This is a genomic window from Mammaliicoccus fleurettii (assembly GCF_003970575.1).
GTDB classification, from domain to species: domain Bacteria; phylum Bacillota; class Bacilli; order Staphylococcales; family Staphylococcaceae; genus Mammaliicoccus; species Mammaliicoccus fleurettii.
This window is the reverse complement of sequence record NZ_RXWZ01000230.1, coordinates 28,052-49,752: the sequence shown is the minus strand read 5'-3', so window position 1 is coordinate 49,752 and position 21,701 is coordinate 28,052. Positions and strand designations below refer to the sequence as shown.

Annotated in this window: 24 protein-coding genes; 8 read left to right on the top strand and 16 right to left on the bottom strand. The window is 31.3% G+C overall.

From position 1 onward, the window contains the following. Positions 1-10: 10 nt before the first annotated feature. The 12 genes from CD129_RS13035 to CD129_RS12980 all read right to left on the bottom strand — a co-directional run bounded on the left by CD129_RS13035 (position 11) and on the right by CD129_RS12980 (position 11,319). Entirely contained in the window at positions 11-241 is a 231-nt protein-coding gene (locus CD129_RS13035) for a DUF2198 family protein (protein ID WP_078357395.1), read from the bottom strand. 8 nt (positions 242-249) lie between these two features. Further along, complete coding sequence (locus CD129_RS13030; protein ID WP_016912676.1) at positions 250-900, bottom strand: HD domain-containing protein; 651 nt, start codon at positions 898-900, stop codon at positions 250-252. Beyond that, positions 900-1,475 (bottom strand): TlpA family protein disulfide reductase, encoded by a 576-nt coding sequence (locus CD129_RS13025; protein WP_078357394.1) that lies wholly within the window; start codon positions 1,473-1,475, stop codon positions 900-902. Before CD129_RS13025 ends, CD129_RS13030 begins: the two co-directional genes overlap by 1 nt. A gap of 124 nt (positions 1,476-1,599) precedes the next feature. Then, positions 1,600-2,538 (bottom strand): LysM peptidoglycan-binding domain-containing protein, encoded by a 939-nt coding sequence (locus CD129_RS13020; protein WP_115337705.1) that lies wholly within the window; start codon positions 2,536-2,538, stop codon positions 1,600-1,602. 347 nt (positions 2,539-2,885) lie between these two features. After that, positions 2,886-3,206: a cytochrome c551 gene (gene cccB / locus CD129_RS13015; protein ID WP_078357392.1), complete on the bottom strand. Its 321-nt coding sequence runs from the start codon at positions 3,204-3,206 to the stop codon at positions 2,886-2,888. 193 nt (positions 3,207-3,399) lie between these two features. After that, a protein-coding gene (gene prfB / locus CD129_RS13010; protein WP_107508982.1) for a peptide chain release factor 2 occupies positions 3,400-4,510 on the bottom strand; the annotation gives its coding sequence in 2 pieces (ribosomal slippage) (positions 3,400-4,437 and positions 4,439-4,510; 1,110 coding nt in all). Positions 4,511-4,522: 12 nt separating this feature from the next. Further along, positions 4,523-7,054 carry a preprotein translocase subunit SecA gene (gene secA / locus CD129_RS13005; RefSeq protein ID WP_078357390.1) on the bottom strand — a complete coding sequence of 844 codons (2,532 nt, stop codon included), beginning with the start codon at positions 7,052-7,054 and terminating at the stop codon, positions 4,523-4,525. A 166-nt stretch (positions 7,055-7,220) separates the two neighbouring features. Then, positions 7,221-7,793 (bottom strand): ribosome hibernation-promoting factor, HPF/YfiA family, encoded by a 573-nt coding sequence (gene hpf / locus CD129_RS13000; protein WP_115337706.1) that lies wholly within the window; start codon positions 7,791-7,793, stop codon positions 7,221-7,223. Between the two features lie 48 nt (positions 7,794-7,841). Next, positions 7,842-8,525: a ComF family protein gene (locus tag CD129_RS12995; protein ID WP_115337707.1), complete on the bottom strand. Its 684-nt coding sequence runs from the start codon at positions 8,523-8,525 to the stop codon at positions 7,842-7,844. Continuing rightward, on the bottom strand, positions 8,522-9,808 hold the full coding sequence (locus tag CD129_RS12990) for a DEAD/DEAH box helicase family protein (protein ID WP_115337708.1): 1,287 nt from the start codon (positions 9,806-9,808) through the stop codon (positions 8,522-8,524). Before CD129_RS12990 ends, CD129_RS12995 begins: the two co-directional genes overlap by 4 nt. 55 nt (positions 9,809-9,863) lie before the next feature. After that, positions 9,864-10,730, bottom strand: coding sequence for a fatty acid kinase binding subunit FakB1 (gene fakB1, locus CD129_RS12985; protein WP_078357387.1), 867 nt, complete (start codon positions 10,728-10,730; stop codon positions 9,864-9,866). A gap of 73 nt (positions 10,731-10,803) precedes the next feature. Then, complete coding sequence (locus tag CD129_RS12980; protein ID WP_078357386.1) at positions 10,804-11,319, bottom strand: hypothetical protein; 516 nt, start codon at positions 11,317-11,319, stop codon at positions 10,804-10,806. Positions 11,320-11,400: 81 nt separating this feature from the next. Between CD129_RS12980 and CD129_RS12975 the strand changes: the two genes are divergently transcribed. Continuing rightward, a complete protein-coding gene (locus CD129_RS12975; RefSeq protein WP_078357385.1) occupies positions 11,401-12,051 on the top strand; it encodes a YigZ family protein in 651 nt (216 codons plus the stop codon). 113 nt (positions 12,052-12,164) lie between these two features. Here the strand turns inward: CD129_RS12975 and CD129_RS12970 are convergent, their stop codons facing one another. Then, positions 12,165-13,220 (bottom strand): glycosyltransferase family 4 protein, encoded by a 1,056-nt coding sequence (locus CD129_RS12970; RefSeq protein WP_078357384.1) that lies wholly within the window; start codon positions 13,218-13,220, stop codon positions 12,165-12,167. 258 nt (positions 13,221-13,478) lie between these two features. Between CD129_RS12970 and gdpS the strand changes: the two genes are divergently transcribed. The 4 genes from gdpS to pepT all read left to right on the top strand — a co-directional run bounded on the left by gdpS (position 13,479) and on the right by pepT (position 17,155). Further along, on the top strand, positions 13,479-14,549 hold the full coding sequence (gene gdpS / locus CD129_RS12965; protein ID WP_078357383.1) for a GGDEF domain-containing protein GdpS: 1,071 nt from the start codon (positions 13,479-13,481) through the stop codon (positions 14,547-14,549). A gap of 97 nt (positions 14,550-14,646) precedes the next feature. Then, positions 14,647-15,414, top strand: coding sequence for a threonine/serine exporter family protein (locus CD129_RS12960; RefSeq protein ID WP_016911793.1), 768 nt, complete (start codon positions 14,647-14,649; stop codon positions 15,412-15,414). A gap of 13 nt (positions 15,415-15,427) precedes the next feature. Then, positions 15,428-15,892, top strand: a complete 465-nt coding sequence (locus tag CD129_RS12955; protein WP_078357381.1) for a threonine/serine exporter family protein — start codon at positions 15,428-15,430, stop codon at positions 15,890-15,892. A 36-nt stretch (positions 15,893-15,928) separates the two neighbouring features. Then, complete coding sequence (gene pepT / locus CD129_RS12950) at positions 15,929-17,155, top strand: peptidase T (RefSeq protein ID WP_107508985.1); 1,227 nt, start codon at positions 15,929-15,931, stop codon at positions 17,153-17,155. A 70-nt stretch (positions 17,156-17,225) separates the two neighbouring features. On the opposite strand, the gene CD129_RS12945 is transcribed toward pepT, so the two are convergent. Then, entirely contained in the window at positions 17,226-18,347 is a 1,122-nt protein-coding gene (locus tag CD129_RS12945) for a glycerate kinase (RefSeq protein WP_078357379.1), read from the bottom strand. Positions 18,348-18,449: 102 nt separating this feature from the next. Next, positions 18,450-18,770, bottom strand: coding sequence for a bacillithiol system redox-active protein YtxJ (gene ytxJ, locus CD129_RS12940; protein ID WP_078357378.1), 321 nt, complete (start codon positions 18,768-18,770; stop codon positions 18,450-18,452). A 173-nt stretch (positions 18,771-18,943) separates the two neighbouring features. On the opposite strand from ytxJ, the gene CD129_RS12935 reads away from it, so the two are divergent. Continuing rightward, a complete protein-coding gene (locus CD129_RS12935; RefSeq protein ID WP_078357377.1) occupies positions 18,944-19,171 on the top strand; it encodes a hypothetical protein in 228 nt (75 codons plus the stop codon). A gap of 35 nt (positions 19,172-19,206) precedes the next feature. Here CD129_RS12935 and CD129_RS12930 read toward each other — a convergent pair whose 3' ends face one another. Continuing rightward, entirely contained in the window at positions 19,207-20,094 is an 888-nt protein-coding gene (locus CD129_RS12930; protein ID WP_115337709.1) for an EMYY motif lipoprotein, read from the bottom strand. 95 nt (positions 20,095-20,189) lie between these two features. Here CD129_RS12930 and CD129_RS12925 point away from each other — a divergent pair, with 95 nt between their 5' ends. Further along, on the top strand, positions 20,190-20,711 hold the full coding sequence (locus CD129_RS12925) for a GrpB family protein (protein ID WP_078357375.1): 522 nt from the start codon (positions 20,190-20,192) through the stop codon (positions 20,709-20,711). A 70-nt stretch (positions 20,712-20,781) separates the two neighbouring features. Further along, positions 20,782-21,701: UDP-N-acetylmuramate dehydrogenase (gene murB / locus CD129_RS12920; RefSeq protein ID WP_115337710.1), on the top strand; the 920-nt coding region annotated here is incomplete at its 3' end.

Sequence of the window (21,701 nt, the reverse complement as noted above, 5' to 3'; positions counted from 1 at the left end):
ATCCTCTTTTCTATCTTGATTCAATTTTATCGATTTCGAGTGAATCCACTATATAAAAACCTATTACTAAACTTACAACATCTAATAGGATAATCACTTCATCATTAAAGAAGCCTTTATAAACAGAAACACCAATTATTATACTGGATACGAGTAATCCAATCCATTTATTTTGAGCAATTTGTGTAAAAATAATAACCATTAAACAAGGGAGAAACAAAGCTAGAATCGGCCAAATCATTCAACTCACTAACTCCTTTTTGTTTCACGTTTTTCAAGAATTGTCATTGTTATTTCTCTTAATTCCGAACGTGGAATAAATTTTTCTTGTAGCATATCAGGTATAATATGCTGTATAAAATCTTGTACAGATGACAAATGATCAAATTGCATAATCGTTTCTAATGAACTTTCATATATTTCAAAGAATAATGGTTCTGGGTTTCTTTTTTGTATCTCACCGAAAGATTCATATAATAAGTCGATTTTATCTGCAACACTAAGTATTTGCCCTTCTATACTATCATCCTTGCCTTCTTGCAATCTATGTCTATATATATCTTGATACTGCTCTGGAAATTCTTCAGTTATAAATTTATCTATCATTTCTTCCTCAACTTGAGAAAATAATTTTTTAATTTCATAAGAGGCATATTTAACAGGCGTTTTGATATCACCAGTAAATATTTCAGGATAGTCATGGTTCAATGCTTTTTCGTATACAAGCTTCCAGTCTATTTCTTGACCATTTTGTTCTTCAACTGTCGCCAAATATTGGGCGATTTTTGTTACTTTAAACGAGTGAGCTGCAACGTTATGGTCTTGATATTTAAATTTACCTGGACATCTCACTAATTTTTCCAAGTCAGATAAACTTTTAAAATATTGATGTACCCCCATTAATTTTCCTCCTTAACTTGTGTAACTAAGTTGTTCAGTGTCTTCTCAGATAATTCACCTAAATACACTTTTTTTATTTTGCCATTTTTATCTACGAATAATGTCGTAGGGATATTATATGATTTAAATTTCTTAAGAAAATCATCTTCTGCAATATAAACATTATAGTTTACATTTACATCATTAATTAATTGTTCAGCTGATTTACGTTTATCTTTTACGTTTAAACCAATCAGCTCGACACCATTTTCTTTATTTTTTGCATATTTAACAAGTTCAGGCATTTCTCTTTTACAAGGATCACACCAAGAAGCAAACAAATTAATAATAGTTATATCATTTTTAGAAGTAACTTCTTTTAAATTTGTAGCCTTTTGCGTTGTAAATTTCTTAACTGTTTCATCATTTACATTTAAACCTGTTGCAGGATGACTGTTTTGAAATGACTTCTTCCCTTGTTGTTCTTTAAACTGTTCTTTAGTTTGAAACTTATTAATATCAAGTACTTTATATACACTAATACCGATTAAGCTTATTAAAAATAATACTAGTATGATTTTTAACCATTTTTTCATGTTTTCAAACCTCAATACACTTATTTACGTTTATTATATCAACTATAGTTATAAAAAAAAGCAAATAGTTAAAATTCTTACATAGAATTAACTACTTGCTTGAAATATGATCTAATTTTAAAACCTAATGAATATAGTTATAAGCTCCTGCTGCTGATGCTGAAATTGTACGTGAAGACACAATACCAACACCTTGATAATTCATTTCAGAAACTTGGATAGATCCATCAGAATTCACTTTGTCAACATATGCAACGTGACCATATCCTCCAGCAGTTGACTGTAATATAGCCCCTGCAGATGGGTTATTATTTACAGTATAACCTGATTGAGCTGCTGCATTCGCCCAGTTATTTGCATTTCCCCAAGTGTTTCCAATATCAGGACGTTTACTAAATGCATAATAAGTACATTGACCTGAAGTATACAAGTTATTACCTCCACCTGAAGATGGTCTGCTGTATGATACTGGTTGTGTTTGTTGTGCTGGTTGTGCATCTTGTGTTGCTTGAGCATGTTGTGTTTGATGTGCAGTTTGAGTTGAGTTATTTGAATTAAACGTTGGTACTTCATAAGCATGTGCATCTTCACTATTAAATACATTTTCATTTGAAGTTTGTTCAGATACATTTCTCAAGACAGTTTCTTCTTGTGATGATGCCTCTGGTGCATGAATTGTTAAACTAGTAGGTTGAGCTGTCGCTTCTGAACCTTCTTGAGCTACTGATAATTTCTCTCCAACAATAATCAAATCAGAAGTCAAATTGTTCCATTCTTTTAATTCTGTAACAGATACATCAAATTTCTCAGCTATTGTATTAAGTGTATCGCCTTCTTGAATTGTATATATATTATCTTCTAACACTTTTAAGTTTTGTCCGACTGTAACATCGCCTGTGATATTGTTTAATGATTTAAGTTCTGAAATTGAAGTCCCGTATTCCTGTGCAATTGTTTCTAAAGTTTCTCCATCTTTAACTTTAATATCCGATGCAAATGCAGTAGTATTTGATAATGTAGTTAAAGCTGTGACTGACGCTAAAGTAATGAATGTCTTCTTCATGATGACATATCCTCCCGAGTTTTATATAATTTAATTTATATTTTTATTTTATAGGGTTACCCCCAACTAATACTGGAAATAATATATCATATAATCGAACCTCATTTTTCTTTGTTACAAATTCGTAATATAAACGTTACTGTCTGATAATTTTTCAGAAAAAATTGTTACTAAAGACTGTCATGAAAGTATTTAAAAGCGCACCATTAATTGTATTTTTACAATTGATGGTGCGCTTTTTTACTCTATTTATACATTTGAAAAGGTGATGATATTTATCTAAAAATTTTCCATTTCATATAAATAACACATCTAATATATTATTTATAAGGTTTAAATGAGTTGTATTATTTTTGTTCTGCCAACCATTTTGCTACTTCTTTAGCTTCTTTCTCATCTACAACTTTGCTCGGCATACTACCTTTACCTTCATTAATTATCTTTTCGATATCTGCTTCTGACATTTTAGCCCCAACTTTTTTTAATGAAGGACCAGAAGCACCATCAAGATCTTTACCATGACATCCAACACAAGAATTATTTTTAAAAATCTTTTCCCCTTTTGAACTATATTCCTCCGTCTTACTATCATCGTTTGATTGACCACAACCAGCAAAGATTAACGATGATAATGCCAATACAGAAATCATGCCCATTTTGATTTTCATGTATAACACTCCATTCAATATATTATCAAATATATTTTATCATGAAATTTAGTAATTAGGTATCCTTTTGTGCAAGAATTCACAATCAAAATCATGCATATATACGACACACCGCTCAATCCAGTCAGCTACTGCCAATACAATGAGTAGAGGCTGAGACAATTAAATTGTCCCAGCCTCATTCAACTCAATATTACTTTTCATCAATTTGACTTCTTAAATATGCATCAATGAAAGGTTCTATATCTCCATCCATCACTGCATTAGTGTTACCAGTTTCTTCATTAGTTCTATGATCTTTAACCATAGCGTATGGGTGGAATACGTATGAACGTATTTGACTGCCCCATCCAATTTCTTTTTGCTCCCCTCTAATTTCATCAAGGGCTGCAGCTTGTTCTTCAAGTTCTTTTTGGTAAAGTTTAGCTTTCAACATTTTCATCGCTTGTTCTCTATTTTTAATTTGAGATCTTTCGTTTTGACAAGTTACGACTATTCCTGTTGGTTGGTGTGTGATACGTACTGCAGAGTCAGTAGTGTTTACGTGCTGTCCACCTGCTCCTGATGCTCTATACGTATCAACTGTAATATCTTCAGAATTAACTTCAATTTCAATTTTTTCATTATTAAATTCAGGCGTAACATCACATGAAACGAAAGATGTATGTCTTCTTCCAGATGAATCAAATGGAGAAATTCTCACTAATCTATGAACACCTTTTTCAGCTTTTAAGTAGCCATATGCGTTATGTCCTTTAATTAGAATTGTAACACTCTTAATTCCAGCTTCATCGCCTGATTGGTAGTCTAATGTTTCAACTTTGAATCCTTTTTGTTCAGCAAATCGTTGATACATCCGAAGTAACATGGATCCCCAATCTTGTGATTCAGTTCCACCAGCTCCAGGATGTAGCTCTAAAATCGCATTATTTTCATCATGTTCTCCATTAAGCAATAATTTTAATTCAAATTGATCGATGTCTGATTTTAATGTTTTTAAATCTTGCTCTAAAATTTCATGCATATCTTCATCATATTCTTCTTGAAGAAGTTCAACAGTAGTTAATAAATCATCCGTTTGTTGTTCTAATTTATGATAATCTCCTACTACTGATTTTAAAGCATTATTTTTATTAATAATATCTTGCGCCTTATTTTGATCGTCCCAAAAGCTCGGATCAACCATCATCTCTTCATATTCTTGAATGTTCGTCTCTTTATTTTCTAAGTCAAAGAGACCCCCTGATATTCATTAATTTTTCATTGTTTTTATTTAAAGTTTGTCTAATTTCCGTTAATTCCATAAGTTTACTCCTTTATGCTTGGCCGTGACAGTTTTTATATTTTTTTCCGCTTCCACATGGACACGGATCATTACGACCTACTTGTTCATCTTTAACGATAGGTTTAGGTTTGACTTTTTCTTTACCATCATTGGCACCTACGTGTTTAGCTTCGCCTATTTCAACTTGTTCACGTTCAACTTGTTCTCCGCGATCAATTGTTGACTTAAGAATATATTTACTTACTTCATCTTCAATTTCGTTCAACATCGTTTCAAATAAATCTAATCCTTCGTTTTGATATTCACGAAGTGGATTGATTTGGCCATAAGATCTTAAATGAATACCTGTACGTAATTGGTCCATCGTATCGATATGGTCTGTCCATTTACGGTCAATTGTTCTTAAAACAATCATGCGTTCAAATTCAGACATTTGGTCACCAAAGTCTTCTTGTTGTGCATCATATTGAGCCTTAATTTTTTCAAGAACAATTTCAATGATATCTTCATAATCTCTACCACGAATATCATCTGCTTTAATTGAATCTTGTTGTAAATAAGAATCATCGATAAATTGTACGAGTGCATCATAATCAATTTCTTCTTCATTATTTGATAAATGATAATTAACGCCACGTTCTAGAGATGATTTAATCATATCTTTCACAATATCTTGTACGTCTTCTTTTTCAATTATATCGTTACGTTCACCATAAATGATTTCACGTTGTTTTCTTAATACATCATCATATTCTAATAGTCGTTTACGAGCATCAAAGTTATTACCTTCAACACGTTTTTGAGCTGATTCAACTGCTCTAGAAACCATTTTAGATTCGATAGGTGTATCATCATTCATTCCTAATTTACCCATTAGTGATTGCATACGTTCAGAACCGAATCTGACCATTAATTCATCTTGTAGTGATAGGTAGAATCTACTTCGCCCAACGTCACCTTGACGACCAGAACGACCTCTTAGCTGATCATCGATACGTCTTGATTCATGTCGTTCTGTACCGATTACTGCTAGTCCACCTAATTCAACAACACCGTCTCCAAGTTTGATGTCTGTACCACGACCAGCCATGTTTGTTGCGATTGTAACTGCACCTTTTTGACCAGCATTTAAAATGATGTCTGCTTCACGTTCATGGTTTTTAGCATTCAATACATTATGCCTAACGCCTTTTTTCTTCAATAGTTGTGAAATATACTCACTTGTTTCTACAGCCACAGTACCTAATAATACAGGCTGTCCTTTTTTGTAAAATTCAATAACGTCATTAACAACAGCATCGAATTTACCTTTTTGAGATGAAAAAATTAAATCCGCTTCATCTAGACGTTGGATCGGTCTATTTGTAGGTATTTGTGTAACTGTCATATTATAAATATTTCTAAATTCTTCTTCTTCCGTCTTAGCTGTACCAGTCATACCAGACAACTTATTGTACATTCTAAAGAAGTTTTGGAATGTAATAGAAGCCATTGTTTTAGATTCATTTTGAATTTCTAAACCTTCTTTAGCTTCAATTGCTTGGTGTAAACCGTCTGAGAATCGACGTCCAGGCATTGTACGACCAGTAAATTGGTCAACAATCATAATTTCGCCATCTTCAACAACATAATCTTTATCTTTAAACATCGTTCTGTTTGCTTTTAAAGCTATATTAATATGATGCATTAAGTTCACATTTTTAACGTCGAATAAATTATCTATTTTAAACATGCGTTCTGCTTTATCAATACCTTGCTCAGTTAATGTGATTGCTTTAGTCTTTTCATCATAAGTAAAGTCATCATCATCTTTAAGCATTTTTACAAACACGTTTGTTTGAGTATATAAAGTTGTTGATTTTTCAGCTTCACCAGAAATGATAAGTGGCGTTCTCGCTTCATCGATTAAAATTGAATCGACCTCATCAATGATTGCAAAGTTTAATGGTCTCATAACGCGGTCTTTTTTATAAGTAACCATGTTGTCTCTTAAATAATCGAACCCAAGCTCATTATTTGTACTATACGTAATATCTGATGCGTATGCTTCACGCTTTTGATCTGTATTCATTGAATTTAAATTCAGACCTACAGATAGTCCTAAGAAATTGTATAGTTGTGCCATTTCTTCACTTTGTGAACTTGATAAATATTCATTGACAGTAACAACATGAACACCTCTACCTGTTAATGCATTTAAATAAACAGGCATAGTTGCTGTTAATGTCTTACCTTCACCAGTTTTCATTTCAGAAATATCGCCACGATGAATCGCAATACCACCCATAATTTGCACTTTAAATGGTGTCATTTTGAATACTCTTGTAGACGCTTCTCTAACAATTGCATATGCTTCTGGTAGTAATTTTTCTAAATACTTTTCTTGCTTTTTATAATCTTCTATTTCAGCTAATTCTTTTTTAAATTGTTCTGTCTTTTCTCTTAATTGCTCATCTGTTAACTTAGCAATTTCATCTTCAAAATTAATGACTTGATTTGCTAACTTCTCGAGTGATTTTACTACTCGTTTATTACCATCAGCTATTTTTGATAAAAAACCCATTTTGTTCTCTCCTTCAACTAGGAAACTAGTAATCTTACAACAATATATCATAACACTTTTATATCACTTTTTATACTATTTAAGATTACCACCTCTGTAAATGAAAAGCTATTAATAGACAAAGAAACTGATGCAGAAATTCTGCACCAGTCCTTGTGTTCTTACTTTATTGTATAGAAGTTTCAATTAATCCATATTTTCCATCTTTACGTTTATAAACAATACTTGTTTCATCTGTTTCTGCATCTGTGAAAATGTAAAAATCATGTCCTAATAAATTCATTTGTAATACTGCTTCTTCAGAATCCATAGGTTTTAACGCAAATTGTTTAGAACGGATAATTTCAATTTCATTATCACTATCGTTATCTTCACTTTCTTCTAGTGATGATGCATCTACACTTGTTGCAAATACATCTTTATCTCGCCCTTTATCGCGATACTTTCTGTTGACCTTTGTTTTGTACTTACGCACTTGTCTTTCAAGTTTGTTTGTTATCAAGTCGATTCCAGCATATAAATCTTCATGTCTTTCCTCAGCTCTTAAAGTAACATCTTTCAACGGAATAGTTACTTCAACTTTACTGCGAGAATCCTGATAAGTTTTAATTTTAACATGAGCTATTGCCTCTGGGACATTAGTAAAGTATCTTTCAAGTTTACTTACTTTGTCCTCAATATAATTTCTTATCGGATCAGTCACTGTGATGTTTTCACCATGAATTTCAAATCTGATCATAAAGCACCGACTCCTTTAACGCTCTATTTCTCTTGTGTTTCTTCCTACTTATATTTTACCATTATTTCCCCCTCTTGCAAATGTTAAGGTATCTATTTTTCTGATTTTTCTAATAAATAAAAGTTCAGCTAATTGGTGAATTGCCAGCCCTGTTGTATAAATATCATCTACGAGTAAAATACATTTATTTTCTAATTCTATTTCTTGATTTATTCTAAATGGGCTGAGTTGTAAAGACCTTTGTTTTTTTGTTAAATCAGATTGTTTTTGTCTGAGTTCAGTCTCAAATATTTGTATATAATTTACATTTTGAATATCTAATACGAAAGTAACATGATCAAATGTTCTAGTTGCGAGTTTATTTGGATGAATTGGTGCAGGAATTATGTAGTCATACTGTTTCAAAATATTTTTAGGTAACTGAAATATTTGAGCAATTGCAACGTCTCCCATAAATTTGTATTGATGCATTAATTCTTTTATAAGTCCTTGGTAATCATATATCGTATAAAGTTGATTGATTAATTGATACCTATTGGATAACCAAAGACAATCTAGACATTCATTTTCCTCTGAAGAAAGCACTTTTAAACAACGTTTACAACGTCTATCATTGAGATTAAAGGTAAGTTGTGGCTCACAATTTTTACATATAGTAGATGTGGACGAAAAAAGATTCAATAAATTTATCTCTTCATTTATTGAATTTTGACATATAACACATTTCTTCATGTTATCCATCCTTTCTTACGTGCAAGACTATTCATTTTTGAGATTTCATTTTTTGCATGTAACATATTTTTCGTAATACCTTCGTGGTAGCAAACAACTTTTCCAGTAGGACATGATAATTTACGCCCCACCCGACCAGCTATTTGAATAATTGCACTGCTTGTAAATTTTTCAGTATGCACGATAACGACGTCTAAGTATTCAAGCGTGACACCTCTCTCTAAAATCGTCGTCGTAGACATGATGTCGATCTCATCATTTCTTAATAGGCTAACTTTTTCATGTCGCTCTGAATCAACACTTGAAACATACTCAATTTTTGAAAAGTAGTGTTCATACATATTAAATACTTTTTTCATGTAACTTATATCATGGAAAAACACAAAAGTTTTCCTTTTATCTTCTATTTGTTTCTTTAATAGTTTTAGCAATTTTTGATTTAATTTTGTTTCTTTTATCGCATTGAATTGAAATTCAGGAAGGGGTAAAGAATGACCGTGATATCTTGCTGGAAGTTTAATTATTTGAGAATCCGTAAATTTCGCTTGGAGTTGTTGATTTGGAGTTGCAGTTAAATAAATGTGACTTGCGTGAAGTGTAGATGCTTTATGAATCGTATGCATAAGTTGATTATCCATATCTAAAGGAAATGCATCAACTTCATCGACAATAACAACATCAAAATGACTATCATAACGCATTAATTGATGTACAGTTGCTACAACAAAAGTACTATTATATTGACCAAAATTGCCTTCATACATTAAATCGATTTGCTCATCTTTAAAAGCCTCTGCTAATCTTAAATATACTTCTTTAACAACATCGACTCTTGGAGAAACTACAGCAACGTTATCTCCATTTTGTCTAGCTACTGAAATACCTTCAAATATCATTTCTGTTTTGCCTGCACCAGTCACCGCATGAAGTAATAAATGTTCACTGTTTAATACCGCTTGTTTAATTTTGTCTGATGCATGTCTTTGCTGTTCACTAAGCTCAAAATTCAATCGATATTTACATAATGATTTCTGTCTCTCACTTTCAATGATATAAATAGCTTTGCAACTTTGAACTTTGCCTAGGTTTATACAGTATCTGCAATAAGTTGTTGTTGCATTACAATGATGACAATAATAATTAAAGAATAACGTTTGATCAGTGTTACCACATTGGTTACAAATATATTTTTCATGTACCTTTGAAACACCAGGTTTACTGACTTTTACTGTTTCCGTTGTTAAATTGTTTAAATCATGACATATTCGTCCATATAATTTCATCGTAACCTCCAATAAAAAAGCACAAAAAGCTTAAGCTTTTTGTGCTGTAGTTATTTTATATAGATAAATCTAATTCTGTCGTTGTAAATCCTAATCCTAATGCACCTTCACCTAAGTGTGTGCCAATTACTGGTCCGAAATAACTCAATATAACATTCGCTTCAGGAAACTTCTCTTCTATTTGTGCTTTCCAAGAAACTGCACTTTCTTTGTCATTAGCATGAATAATAACAATAGATAAGTTTTTGTAACCTTCCACTTCTGTAGCAATTTGTTCTTCGATACGTTTTATAGCTCTTTTCTTAGTTCTCACTTTGTCATATGGAACAATTTTAGTGTCCTCAAAGTGTAACAAAGGCTTAACTTGTAACATTGTACCTACTAAAGCCTGTGCACTGTTTAAACGTCCGCCTTTTTTCAAGTTGTTTAAATCATCAACTATGAAATAAGCGTTTGTCGTTTCTTTCATGCTTTCTAATTGTTCAAGTATATTATCTACAACTGTCATGCCTTGTTCTACAAGCTGAGCAGCTTTTAAAGCATAGAACCCTTGAACAGCACAAGAAATTTCAGAATCGAATGGATGAACTTGAATTCCATCAACCATAGCATTTGCTGTTACTGCACTTTGGAAAGTACCACTTATACCACTTGATAAGTGAACGGCTATTACATCTGTATAGCCATCTTCTTTTAAGCTTTCGAGCAACTCGACATATTCACCCATAGCAGGTTGAGAAGTTGTCGGCAATTGCGTTTCATTTCTCATTCTTTTATAAAAATCATCTGTCTTCAGTTCCGATAATTCTTTATATGTTTCATCATTAAAAATAACGTTTAGCGCGACTGTTTTAATTTGATATTTATCTAAATAAGCTTGATCTAAATATGCTGTTGAATCTGTTAGAACAGCAATTTTCATAAAGTTATCCTCCTTGATTCTCTTCCATATCAATCATATCTAATTCTCACTTATTTGAAAAGGAGTTTATTGACTAAATTGCATACGGTTCTACATGACTAATTTTGTAAGTATCGCCCTTTTTAATTAGTGTTACAGCTTCTTTAAAGGATTTCTTCTCTTCTTTACTACCATCTTTTGGATGTGCTGTTGTTTCTGTACTATAAAATACAACAACTTGGTCTTTTTTATCCTCTAAGAATTTAATATTGGATATCTTTTTATCAAACTTATAATTTTTAAGTGTATCTTTTAATACTTTTTCTTCTTCTTTAACATCAAGTTGTTTAGAATTTGAATCTATTGTTTTTATATATTCATCGACATTCCCTTCATTTAAAGACTTTCTATTTTGTTCTATCACTTCTTTTACTGCCTTTTCAGTCTTATCATTCACTTGAATTGTTTCTTTAGGATTTCCTTTTTCATCTATTTTTATACCATGTTTATCTCCTGCTTCATCAGTCGTTGGTTTCTCCTCTTCTTTTGAACCACAAGCCACTAACACTAACGATAACACTATACATAAAAGTAATAATTTATTCTTCAATTCATACAATCCTTTCCCGTCCATTTTTAATAGTATATAATATATCGTAACAGATTAAGATGTAAAGGGAGAAGTATAAACATGGCAGAAGGACTAATTACAATTAAATCAGCACATGAAACTGAGATTGTTATCAATAAATCAAGGTTTATTGCAAGTATATATCCTGCAGAAACAGAAGAAGAAGCTAAAGCGTTTATACAAAGCAAGAAAAAAGAACATCATGATGCCACTCACAATTGTTCAAGTTATATTATAGGTCCAACCATGCTTATACAAAAAGCCAATGATGACGGAGAACCATCAGGAACTGCTGGTGTACCAATGTTAGAAGTATTAAAAAAGCAGCAACTCCACAATGTCGTAGTCGTCGTTACAAGATATTTTGGTGGCATTAAATTAGGTGCCGGCGGACTTATTAGAGCATATGGTAGCGCAGTTAGCCAAGTCATTAAAGAAATAGGACGCATCATATTATTAGACGCTATTCCATTTGAAATCACACTCGATTACGATCAAACAGGACGCTTCGAACACGAATTACAACAAACAGATTATCAATTAGTCGACACATCATATACAGACAAAGTAACATATACAATTAACGTCATCGCATCAGAAGAAGACAACTTCATCTCTTTCTTAAATGAAGTTAATCAAGGAAAATATGACTTAACGAAACAAGATATGATTGCCTTACCATTTCCATATAATAAAGAAGAAGAACGCTAATCAAGGTTGTTTATATAGTCTAACAAGCAATACTCACAAAACTTGCCGTTAAAAACCTATATACTTATTTTTCCCGCGGAAAGTATGCGCATAAAAAAGAACGCTAATTTCTATTAGCGTTCTTTTTTATATTTTGTTCTTGTTAAAAAGTTAAGAATTGGTCTGTAATTTGCATTTATGAGACCTGTGAATTCTACGATTAACTCTATTGTAATTAAAATCATAATAAACATCATTAAGACGCCATATGGTGGTGATAAATAAAGTATCACACTCGATATACTAAATAGAATAGCTATCATATATATTAAGACGACAGTTTGTCTATGTGTATAACCTAAATCTAATAACTTATGATGTAAATGTGATTTATCTGCTTGTACGATGGATTGTCGATTATGTAATCTACGAATAACAGCGAATAACATATCAATAAATGGAACTGCAAGAATAACCATTGGGAAGAATAACGATATTAATGTAATATTTTTAAAACCTAATAACGATAAGACACCAATGATATACCCTAGAAGTAATGCCCCACTATCTCCTAAGAATATTTTTGCAGGGTGTGAATTAAATACTAGGAATCCTAATAAAGAACCTATTAATACACCACATATCATCATTATAAATATATTTTGTTGTAGTATTGCGATAAATCCTATCGTTATTAAAGCTATACAAGATATTCCTGACGCTAATCCGTCTAACCCATCAATTAAGTTAATTGCATTCATAACTGCAACTACCCAAAATATTGTCATTGGAATACTGAATATACCAAATTCTATTACTATACCAAAAGGTAGCGTAATAAAATCAAGCGTTACATGGTTTAAGACTACAATTAAAGAAACTGCAATCTGTCCAGCAAGTTTAACAAGTGGTTTCATATCATAAAGATCATCAACTAAACCAATTAAATATATAACAATTGCACCTAATATAATAGGAATTGTTTCATGTTCAACAGGTTTTCCCCACCATAATCCGATAAGAAAAGATAATAAAATGACTGATCCGCCTAATACAGATACTGGTTTAGTATGAACTTTTCTAACATTTGGCATATCAACTGCACCAATTTTTTTTGAAAGAACAATGACTAAAGGTGTTAGTATTAAACTTACAATCATGGTTAGTAATATTAGTTGCAAAGTAAACATGGATTCACCTTCATTTTTAAATTGAAGCATTATTTTAATTTATATATTACTTTTAGAATATCAAAGTTTTATTCTACATGCTATAAAAACAATAGTATACCACATTTTTTAGTAGGAAGAATTTTAAAGCATAACAGAACATTATATCGTTCATGTGAAAAAAGAAACTTTTTTAACAAAATATCCTATTATATCGTGACAAAAGCCACCTAATAGATTACAATATCATATGGCTTACTAAAAGAAGGATGGTGTTAAATGATACAAGCAATTATATTTAATATATCAGTGACTATTGCAGCATTTTATCTATACCATCGAATGCAATATAACGAAACAAGAACAGTGACTTTTTCTCAAAATTATATCACCCTTTTAATGACAGGTGTTTCCATATTATTAGTATCAAATCCTATACAATATCATGAATATGTTATTACTTTAAGTTTTATTCCAATTCTCTTCTTAGGAAGGTTTACTAATTTATTTTATTCTGTTTTAAGTGCAGGTGTTGTATTACTTGTTGACATGTTCGCATTTGGAACACCATTTTTAGATAATCTGCATTTGCTTATTATAGCAGTTGTAGTTGGTGTGATTGGTCCATTTCTTAAACAAAGTGATTTTGTTAGTATTCAATTATTATATTTGATAAGCATCATTATTATAGCTATAACGCTTATCTTTTTAAATCCAGACTCATGGCTAAATGAGTGGTTGTTTCTTGTACCCGTTTCCTTTATTCTTAGTATTATAAGTGCAAGTGTTTATCGAGACATTTGGATATTGAAAAATTTAATTTCAAGATATGAAAATGAAGAATCAGTAGATTATTTAACAGGATTAGGAAATGTTAAAGAATTTGATCGTTATTTAAACAAGACTACAGAACAAATTACTGAAAATGATCAATCTATGGCTTTATTATTAATTGATATAGATGGCTTTAAAAATGTAAATGATGCATATAGTCATAAAGCTGGAGACGCTGTTCTTAAACAAATGTCACAGTTATTGATAAATTATTTACCAAAAGATGTTAAGGCTTTTCGTAACGGTGGAGAAGAATTTTCGATTATAATTGTTGGTGAGACGTTAGACAGTGCGATTAAATTAGCTGAAAGCATTCGCGATAGTGTTCAACAGTCTACATTCCATTTACCAAATAAAGAAACGATAAAGTTATCTGTTTCTATTGGCGTAGGTTACTTAAGTGAACAAGACAACAAATCTAAACGTCGTGTCTTTAAAGATGCCGATGATATGTTACATGAAGCAAAATTACAAGGTCAAAACAAAGTAATGTTCAATCCAATTATTAAATTATAAAATGAACATAGAATTGCCTATAGCAATTCTATGTTTTTTGTTGGAAAGTTTTTATTATATGTATTAACATTAATTCAATGTGAAACTGGAGGTTAATATGGAAGAGATACAAGACTTCACTATTATAGATGAAAATAAAATAATTGATGTTGTCATGACAGCTGGTCGAATACTTTTAGAGAGTGGCGCTGAAACGTATAGAGTTGAAGATACAATGGCAAGAATTGCGACAAGCTATGGCTTAGAAAACACACATAGCTTCGTAACTTCTACTGCTATTATCTTTTCTCTTAACGACAGAACAAACACTCGTCTAATAAGAATAGATGAACGTACAACAGATTTAGAAAAAATTTCATTAACGAATCAAATCTCACGAAAAATCGCGAATAATGAATTATCGATAGACGAAGCTAAATCGGAACTCATACATTTGCATCATGCTGCATTGCAGTTTCCTTTTTGGTTAAAAGTATTAGCTGCAGCGATTGCTTCAGCTTGTTTCTTACCTATGTTTGGTGGTAAACAAGCTGAAGTGATTCCATCATTTATAGCTGGTGGTACAGGATATTTAACTATGTCTATTGTTCATAACACAATTAGAATTAAATTCTTTACTGAGTTCATAAGTTCATTGATTATCGCTACAATTGCAACCATAAGTGTTAATTTCTTTATAGGCGTAAATTTAAGCTTAATAACTATTGCTTCAGTAATGCCTCTAGTACCTGGTGTACTTATTACAAATGCAATTCGAGATTTAATGGCTGGTCAACTACTTGCAGGTATTTCAAAAGGCGTTGAAGCGGCACTAACGGCTTTTGCTATCGGTGCTGGTGTTGCAATCGTGTTATTACTAAGTTAAGGAGGTGCTTTAAATGTTAGATTACATATATCAAATTTTATTAAGTTTTACAGCAACGTTATTTTTCTCTGTCATTTTCAATGCACCTAAGAGACTTTTAATAGCTTGCGGTATCGTTGGCGCAATGGGTTGGATGATTTACACAATTTCGTTAGATTTTGGTATTGATAAAGTACAAGCTTCATTTTATGGTAGCTTTGCATTAGCTTTAATGAGTCATATTATGAGCCGTTATTACAAACGACCAATGATCATATTTATAGTAGCCGGTATTATTCCTCTTGTACCAGGTGGTCTAGCATATGACGCTACTAAAAATTTAGTTATTAATAATTATGACGTTGCAATCAATACAACGTTACAAGCTACATTGATTTCTGGTGCTATCGCATTTGGTATTTTATGTTCAGAAATCATCTTCCAAATCTATGTTCGTTCAAAGCATTCTTTTGCTTCTAGGAAACAAAAGAGCGTATAATAAATACGTAAATAGAAGTAAAAAGGAGCGAGCAATTTGAAACAACGTCTAATTGATCGATTAGAAAGATATGTAAGAATAGATACACAAGCTGATCCATCTAGCCAAACTACACCATCTACTGAGAAGCAATGGGACTTAATTAATCTGCTTCAAGAAGAAATAAAGGCATTAAACCTTGAAGTAGATGTAGATGATAAAGGTTATTTAATGGCAACACTTCCATCAAATACCGATAAAAAGGTTCCAACTATAGGTTTATTAGCTCATATCGATACTTCTCCAGACTATAACGCATCAAATGTTAAACCTTTAATAGTCGAAAAATACGACGGTCAAGATATACAATTAGGAAATTCAGATAAAATACTTAGTCCAAAAACATTTCCACAATTAAACAAAGTAATTGGACATACTTTGATGACGACAGATGGTACTTCTTTACTTGGTGCAGATGATAAAGCAGGTGTCGTTGAAATTATGGAAGCCATTATTTATTTGAATGAACATCCTGAAATTAAACATGGTGACATTAGATTTAGTTTTACACCAGATGAAGAAATAGGCAAAGGCCCACATAACTTTGATGTTGAACGATTTAATGCAGATTTTGCTTATACATTAGACGGCAGTCTTGAAGGTGAATTACAATTTGAAAGTTTTAATGCTGCAGCTGCAATAGTAGAAGTGAATGGCGTCAACGTCCATCCAGGCTCAGCTAAAGATGTTATGGTTAATGCTAATACTTTAGCCATGGCTTTTAATGATCAACTTCCTAATCATGAAGTACCAGAACAAACGGATGGATACGAAGGTTTTTACCATCTAACAGATATGTCTGGCACAGTTGAAAAAGCAACACTTCAATATATTATTCGTGATCATGATAAAGCACAATTCGAACGAAGAAAAAATCATTTATTAGATATAGCCAAAATTTTAAATCATAAATATGATAGTGAACTGATTAATGTAACGATTCGTGATCAATATTTCAATATGGGTGAAAAAATCAAGCCACATCCTGAGCTTGTTGACATACCAGAGAAAGTTATCAAGTCATTAGGTATAACGCCTATCATTGAACCAATAAGAGGCGGAACTGACGGCTCACAATTATCGTATATGGGCTTACCAACGCCAAACTTATTTACAGGCGGAGCAAACTTCCATGGACCATTTGAATATGCTTCAATAGATGTCATGAAAAAAGCAGTCCACACAATTATCGGTATCGTTTCTGAATTTGAAAAGCAATCATAATAAATCAAAAAACCATGCATACCTGTTAAGACTTACTTAACGGCTATGTATGGTTTTTTTAATCTTTTAATTATAACGATGATTTTAGTAATCTAAGTGACTGCGTTGTTAAATGTCTCAAGGCAATGCCCATTTCTAAATCACTCATCGTATATTGGTCTTTATTAAATACTTTAAACATTGCAGTAACATCTTGTTCTAAATATTGATCGAATTTTTCATCTGTTGCACATATCGCAATATTTATTTTTTGATGTTTTTTACATAATTCTGCTATTCTCACTGAAGTTGTCTCCAACAATTGTTGATTAGGTTGTAAACCTTCACCAAATACAATTAAATCTGCTTGCTCTATTAATTGATCTAAATACGTAAGCTCATTGACTACATCCCCACCAGTAACAAGTTGGGCATCCCATAAACTATTAAATAAAGCAGCTAATCCGCTTCCTGATCCGCCTCTTTCTTCTTTACCTAATAATATTTTATGCTGACTTTTAAATAATTCGCTGATATACCACAATGCATTATCGATTGAAACAGCATCGTCTTTAGCAATTTGATTTAATTCTTGCTCTTTCATAATTCGGCTGTCTTTACCATAGTATTTAGATTCAAAGTCTGTAATGACTTTAATATTTTTATCTTTTAATCTTTTATCTAAATCATATAAATCAATTGTTCTAATATATTTCATCCATTTAGCGCCTTTACTAACATCTACTAAAGCGCCTTCTGCGTCATAGAATTTAGCACCTAACGCTTGTAACATACCAAGCCCACCATCATAACTTGCTACATTCCCTACTGATATCAACATTTCTTTGCTTTCTTCATTCAGTGCTTCTAAAATGACTTCACCTAATCCATACGAACTTGTATTAAGTGGACTAATGATTTCTTCACTTGAAGATAGTATATCCCCTGCTTCTATAACTGTTATATTCTGTTCAGTCACTACATATACAGATGATTTCGGTCTCATATATGCATCATGATGATCTACTGAATATTTTGTTCCGGATTGCCATAATAATACTGAATCTATAACTTCTCTTTGCCCATTAAATAATGGAACTTGTACAATATCCGCTTCATTAAATTGAGACTTTATTGCTTCTTCGACAAATCGATTTGCATGGTAACTAGATAAAATACTATCAAACTCATCCATCGCAACTAATACTCTCATAATTTTCACCTCATGCTTTTTATCATAATTCATTATACTGTTTTTTTACACATTTAACAAAAAAACAAACAGTCTTTTTTGACTGTTTGCTTATTATCAATATTACTCTTCTGCTTTCGATAAACTTGCTACTGTGATATTTTCATGACTCGCATCCCATTCAGCATTCCCATTTACAAAGTAAAATGCTTGTGGCGATTCATGTTTGACTCCAGTTTTGTCAGCTATATAATCAGACAATTCTCTTTCTTCTTGAACAATTAAATAATAACCATCCATGTCTCTTTCATATAAGAATTTGTTAAATTGATCATATGCACTTGCTGAAATAGGACAAGTACCGCTATGTTTCATAACAAATACGTTTGGATTATCATTGAGTACTTTTTCAAATTGATCGATGGAAGTTAATTTCACGACCATTTTAATTCACCTCTATCATAATTTAACCAATACAATTGAACACTATATCATCTATCCATTTATATGGCAAATTCTATTTTTAATAATTGGCTTTATTATCTTTACCCTTAAACTATAATATTAACCACAAGACAATTTTGGTATACTAGTTATATATTAAGGAGGTGCCAGTTTTGTCCAAAGATGCTAAACCCACACTTATTAAAAGATGGGGCATGATTGATACGATTAATGCATGTTTACTTATTATTTCTATACTGTTTTTATTTGATTTTACAAATCAACCTGCATTATCGTTTATTCTTATAATCGCATTTTCTATTTGGTTCGTATCATTAGTAGGCAAAAACATATATTTATCAAAGAATCGTAAAAATGAAGATACCATAAATAAAAAATGAAGAAAACACACCAAAATTAATGTATTTGGTGTGTTTTATTTATCTAACCTTTCGATTGCTTTGTCATACTTTTCATCTTTACCTAGATAAGTAAATTGAGCATTCATACCGTTTGATACTTGTATTTTTTGAAGTTTATCTTCAATTACAATCCCTTTTTTACGTTCTTTATAATAATTAATGAGCGTATAATATACCTCTATTTGAGCTTGTCTCATTTGATTAACTCTTTTAGATGAGATATTCGTTTGATTTAATGATTTAACATTTTTAGAAAACAATGGAATAATTTCACTCTCAATATAATCTGCTCTATCTTGAACATTCTGAGTTTCATTTAAATATTTTGCTTTACTACTTAACTCTTCACTGTTTTTATCAATAACTGAAACGAGTGCTTCATAATCTTCTTTTTCTTCTGCATTATTTTTGGCTAGCTTTGCATTTTTCTCTGCATCAGATTTATTTTGTTCAAAAACACTTGTATATTCTAATATTTTTTCATTAGACTCAATAGATTTTTTGAACAATGAAATATATTCATTTAATTCTGTTATTGTTTTTTCTTTCTTTGCTACGTTACTCTCATATATATTATGAGCATCTTTAACATCATTTGTCTTTGCATCTATATTTTCAGCTTGTTTTTTTAGATCTTTGACTTCAGGTATTATCTGCTTTTCAAGCTTATTTTGAAGTTCATCCAACTCTTTACGCTTCTCAACTGTTACTTCCGTGCCAATAAGTTGATCTAACCGGTTTAAGTTTAATTTATCTATATCATTAAGAATTGAATTTTCTTTTTTATAAATAGGTTTCATATCCTTTTTATAATTTTGAAGATCTGAATGTAATTCATTACCACAAGCTGCAATAATAAAGACAAGAACAAACATCATTAAATAAAGTAATTTAATTTTCATCATTGCACCTCTGTTTCACTTGTATTATACCTAATTTCATGGATAATTAAAATGTTATATTGTATATTCAATTATGATTAAAGAAAGGAGTCTTTATGTTAAAACTTCCTCAACCTTTTATTCAACTAAAGTCAACTGATGATTTTAAACTAAATTTCGAAAGAATTCAACATTTATTAATTCATTTATTAGATACACCTGTTTTAGATGTTTACCATATAGGTGGGACAAAGCAAACGAATTATTCTACTGAGCCAATAGTTGATGTCCTTGTAACTGTAAAATCTTTACATGATATTACTAGCTTAGATGAAAAAAGACTGAACTATCACCGTATATATCGATTACATAATGGCTATAACAAAAAAGTTATGATGGCTCAATTTGAAGATTTGATCAGCTTAAAACAAATTACGCGTTTACATATTCTTGAACAAAACAACCAAATGCTTTATGATTATTTAACTGTAGAGTCACTTTTAACAAATGATAAAAATATTATACAAACTTATGACTCATTTAAATTAGCAGCACTACATAGCTCATTTAGCATTAAAGACTATGAAAATCAAAAACAAAAATGGTTTCAACAATTATTAAATGAGCATAAAAATTAACCTATTCGCTTAAGATTATAAATCTTGATATAATAGTAATATGAGCACAATATAGAAAGGACGTCGTACGTTGGACAATCATACAATTTTGGAGGCGTTATCTACTTTCCTCCCTAAATCACTTATAAAAGTGAACGAGCCACTAAAAAAATATACATTCACTAAAACAGGCGGTAAAGCTGACTTTTATTTATCACCAACTTCACATATTGAAGTTCAAAAAATTATAGAGTTTGCATATAACAATCAAATCCCTCTCACATTTTTAGGAAATGGATCTAACATCATCATTCGAGATGGTGGTATAAGAGGTATCGTAATAAGCTTATTACAATTCAACGAAATAACCGTTATTAATCAAACAATTACTTGTGGAAGTGGCGCAGCTATAATAGATGTATCAAGACGTGCTAGAGATCATCATTTAACAGGACTAGAATTTGCTTGTGGTATACCAGGTTCTGTTGGTGGTGCAGTTTATATGAATGCTGGTGCATATGGTGGCGAAGTGAAAGATTGTATAGATCACATTAAAGCTGTTGATGACACAGGCCGATTACATGTAATTAAAGGTGAAGACTTAGAATTAGACTACCGTACAAGTATCGTTCAACGTAAACATTTAGTTGTATTAGAAGCAACATTTATATTAAAAGACGGTGACATTAATTCAATCCAAGCTACGATGGATGACTTAACACAACGTCGTGAAGATAAACAACCATTAGAATATCCTTCATGTGGAAGTGTATTCCAAAGACCTCCTAATCATTTTGCAGGCAAACTTATTCAAGATGCAGATTTACAAGGTCATAGAATCGGCGGAGTAGAAGTTTCTACAAAACATGCCGGATTTATAGTGAATGTAGATAACGGTACTGCTACAGACTATGAAAATATAATAAAACATGTACAAAATGTAGTAAAAGAAAAATTCGACATAGAATTAAAAAGAGAAGTAAGAATTATAGGAGAACAGTTAGAAGATTA